Raw genomic sequence first — 3,967 nt, 5'->3', positions numbered from 1 at the left:
CCTTTTTTGCGCCTGTTTGAATGGCTCCTTTTGGAGCTTGACGTAATCCAAAATTTGTTCAAGTGGTCATCTTCCCGTGCGGCGATGAAGTGCTGCTGGGCGATGGCTTGAATTCTTCAGCAAACCCGAATTAGGTGTCCAGTTTGCGAACTTCATGGGTGATGTGGCTGAGGTCCCCTTTGATCCGGGGTATAGTCCCGACCCGCATGAGAAATTCAGTATTGGTGATTATGTCATGCCGGACTGGCTTCAGGATGAGACGAGTCAGACCGTCAGCGATCATGATTCCTTGAGTCTTCACGAAGATCAGTTAGAAGCCATCAAGGGGATTGTTGCATTTGCAAGAGATGCACAGGGGGATGAAATAATTCTCTTTCAGGATTTCAACCGTTCGCACATGATCAAGCCAGGGCGATTCCTTTTACTTCAGCATGACACATTTGAAAGCGTATCACGTCCGGCGTTGACTCTTGGCAGTAAATTGGATGCAGTCATTCTACGAGCTGAGCGCAGACTCCTGTTCAGGAGCTTCCGCGTTACTAATACCTTTTTACCGCTCATGGAATTCTATACAGATGCGTCTGAGCAGGAGATTAGGGCGGTTCTCTCCCATGAAACGTTTATAGCAGAAGATGCAGATGCATTGGCAGAGAACGCTGGTCAGTGGTTTCGAAAGCGTTTTGCCATGCTGCGCGATTCAGGGATTCTTGAGCACTACTCGGCCGAGCAGATTGTTGCACGCTCCGAGGCTTATGATATAGAGATTCGATTAGAACAAGGCAAAATTGTTTTCCCGTCAGATCGATCAGGTGCAAAACGACTGCTTCAGTTTCTCAATGAAGAAATCTATCGGGGTGCCATTACTGACACCCTTTATGAAACCAATTCAAAGCGCGAGACGGATTGATCCTAAATGATCGTGCACTGCACGCCCGCTAACCCCCGGCTTTAGCGGGCGCAGGAGTCTTTTTGAATGGATGGCTGAAATGAGAGAGAGAAATGAACAATGACGGGAGGAAAGGATAGTATGCCGCCGGCAATATCGATCATTATGCCGACCTTCAACTCTGAGGAGTTTATTGGTGATGCTTTGGAGTCGCTGTCTATGCAGTCATTTCAAGATTTCGAGTTGCTTGTCTGTGACGGGGGCTCGACAGACGGCACCCTGGAGAGGATATTTTCCGTGATGGGGGCGAAGGCGCGTATTGCTTCGAGTTCTGATTGCTGCATCCCTGACGGCTTGAATCAGGGGTTTCATTCGGCGAAGGGCGACGTCGTGTGTTGGCTGAATTCTGATGACGTCCTTGTCACTAGGACGGCGCTTGAAGGCGTTATGAAAAGGTACAATGAAACGAGGTTTGATGTTGCTATAGCCGATTCGGTTGTTTTAAATAAGAAGGGGGAGGTCGTAAAGACCTTGATTGCGTTCGGTCCGATGAGGGGGTTGCCTCAATCGGCGGGCAATGTGTTTACGGGGAGTTTATTTTTTTCCCGGAAAGCATGGGGTGAGTTCGGTGGGTTTTCATGTAAATACACGTGTGCGTTTGAGTATGAGTTGACTGATTGGCTGTACTCTCGTTTTGTTGTCGAGAAAATGAATGCAGTGGTAGGCGGCTTCAGGATTCATGAGGAGGGCGTCTCAAGTAAGTTTAAGGATCAACTGCGCGATGAGCTTTGCGCTTTAAGGAGTAATGAGCGCAAGATTGGGCAACTGGAGTACCAGTTGCTTCGGTATGCACGACATTTTAAGGACAAGAGCGTGTTTGAAGTCATTCGTAATAAGTTTTATGATCCAAGTGGCTCATTGCATTGGCGAGTGATGTATGGCGATTTACGCAAAGGATAAACTGTTCGCGGTGACCGTCGTTGCTTTAAATGCAAATTAGTGTTTTTTTTATATGGGTCGGTTAAAGAATTTCTTATCGATCGTCGTGTATTTGGTCGGATTGCAATCCGTGCTGTTGAACGCATTTGATATAGCTCCGTTCAGTCCGCTTGCCTCCGCGTGGGTTATGGTTATCGCGCAGCTTGTGCGGATACTTATTGATGACCCTCGAGATTCGCTCGAAATGATGTTGGCCATAATTGGCGTTTCGATGTATTACTTTTCTGGATTGGGCCTTATATATATCGCCGGAGTGGATAACGTCGTGGGCATTGTTTTTTCCTTCATTGTCATTGCTGATATACTTAGGGCCATTTTTGCGGGCTCGCAGGTGATCCCTTTGCAGCGAACTATAACATACAGCTCAATTCGGGAGTATGGGGTTGATAGGTTCGTTTTCTTTTTTCTGCTGTTGTGGGCATCCTTTTCCGGTCTGTTTATAGGGTACGGCGGAGGTAAGTTTCTTTCGTTGTTTCTCTTTACTGTTCCATATGCTGTCTCATTGATTTTTTTTGAGCGCATCTTGTCGTATGGGGTCGGTCGTAAGGTCGTCGTGTGGTTGCTCGCGTTATATGTCTTTATGACCGTCGTCTATTTGGCCTTTTATTGGAGCGGATTTGGGCGGATGATCATTTTAGGGTATGTCTTGGTCCCTATCTTGTTGGCGTCTCACTATATGGATGTTAAGTTTCGGGCTTGGTTTGTTGTATTGATTTCGCCGGTTGCTTCTTTCGTGTCGCACTTCTCTCGTTATGGAAGTGTTTCTGATGTAAGCGATTTGACTCTGGGCTCCGCCGCTCATCATATCGCGGTTACTTCTGATGCGTTTCAGTATTATTATTCCGGCTTGATGTATACTTCTGACAGTTTTCTTGACCAATATCTACTGTTTCTGTTTAACTGGGTGCCGCGTGATATGTGGCCCGATAAGCCTATCGGTGCAGGATGGTCCTCTGTTGGCGAGATGTATGGCAGGGCCGGATATGGTGAGGGATATTCCCAATCTCTAGGATTTATAGGAGAGCAGGTCTATCTCCTTGGGCCATGGTTTCTTGTGGGTCTGTTCGTTATGATAGCCACGCTCATCGTACTAAGGTTCTTTTTGATTCACGCGTCAAAAGGGTATGTTCTTCCCGTTATTCTTTTCGATGTATCCCTTATGGCCTATTTTTGGGGTGGGATGGCTTCCGTCGGGTCTCGTCTCTGGTTTGCGTTGATTCCCGTTCTGTTCTATATCCAGATAGTGGATCGTATTTCAGTCAGAAGGCAAGGGTTGTATGCTTCTGATTCTTTTTTGCTGGGGGACTTGCGCACTAATGGCACAACTCAGGAAAAAATACGGGATGATTCAGGGTATGAGCGGCAAGGGTAACTGTTACGATGATGCGGCTACCGAAATATTTTTCAAGACCCCGAAAACCGAGTGGGTTCATGGCACCAAGTACCGGAATCAGCACGAGCTCGGCCAAAGCATCATTCCCTACACCTGAACTGATTGATTTGCAATAAAAAAAGCCCTCATCTGTGGGCGTAAAGTGTTGTGTTGGAATGGGTAAGGACGACATTTCCATTGAAAATAACACAACCCAGAAGGTGAAGATCTTCATGGCAAAAGATAAGTCGATTAAGGGTAAAAAAGAACAGCAGTTTTTCGCCATTTGTAATCGGAAATTAAGATTCCCAAGATTTGAAAATAGCTCTCAGTAGAGTTATTATGCAATCATCCTTCCGAAGGTTTGGCTTCTTGAGCTGTCCATTTTTCCGTTGCAACTTCAGTATGCTCCTGCTCCCTTTTGATGGGGTGGGAGCTCTCGTGTTCTATAAATCTATCTGTTCGCAGTGGTGATGGGTTGTATGGATGTCTGGTTCTGGCAGAGGATGATAACGCCTCACATGGTCCATTTGGCCCTGGCGTTATCGAGTCGTGGGCATAGGGTTACCTATGTCGCAGAATCTCCCCGCGATTGTGAATTGATGTCGTGAAACACAAGGTTTCAATAGGCTATATTATTGGATGAATGGAGGGCCGCTGGAGAGCGGTGGAGCGGGAGCGAAACCGCTCTCCAGCGGCCCCTCTGAAAA

General features: G+C 46.9%; 3 protein-coding genes and 1 pseudogene. All 4 read left to right on the top strand.

The genetic code is table 11. The features are described 5' to 3' along the window. The first annotated feature begins 154 nt into the window (after positions 1-154). Positions 155-907: a Kiwa anti-phage protein KwaB-like domain-containing protein gene (locus E0L29_RS11330; protein ID WP_131359183.1), complete on the top strand. Its 753-nt coding sequence runs from the start codon at positions 155-157 to the stop codon at positions 905-907. Positions 908-1,051: 144 nt separating this feature from the next. Continuing rightward, positions 1,052-1,846: a glycosyltransferase gene (locus tag E0L29_RS11325; protein ID WP_165498901.1), complete on the top strand. Its 795-nt coding sequence runs from the start codon at positions 1,052-1,054 to the stop codon at positions 1,844-1,846. 115 nt (positions 1,847-1,961) lie between these two features. Continuing rightward, positions 1,962-3,257, top strand: coding sequence for a hypothetical protein (locus E0L29_RS11320; protein WP_131359177.1), 1,296 nt, complete (start codon positions 1,962-1,964; stop codon positions 3,255-3,257). Then, positions 3,223-3,345, top strand: a pseudogene (locus E0L29_RS11665) (IS3 family transposase); the annotation flags it as partial. The gene E0L29_RS11320 and the pseudogene E0L29_RS11665, both read left to right, overlap by 35 nt. Positions 3,346-3,967 lie beyond the last annotated feature (622 nt).

The organism is Chlorobium sp. N1 (assembly GCF_004332115.1).
In the GTDB taxonomy this organism is placed as follows: domain Bacteria; phylum Bacteroidota; class Chlorobiia; order Chlorobiales; family Chlorobiaceae; genus Chlorobium.
Note: the sequence above shows the minus strand (reverse complement) of the source record. Positions and strands in the feature narration are given on the sequence as shown.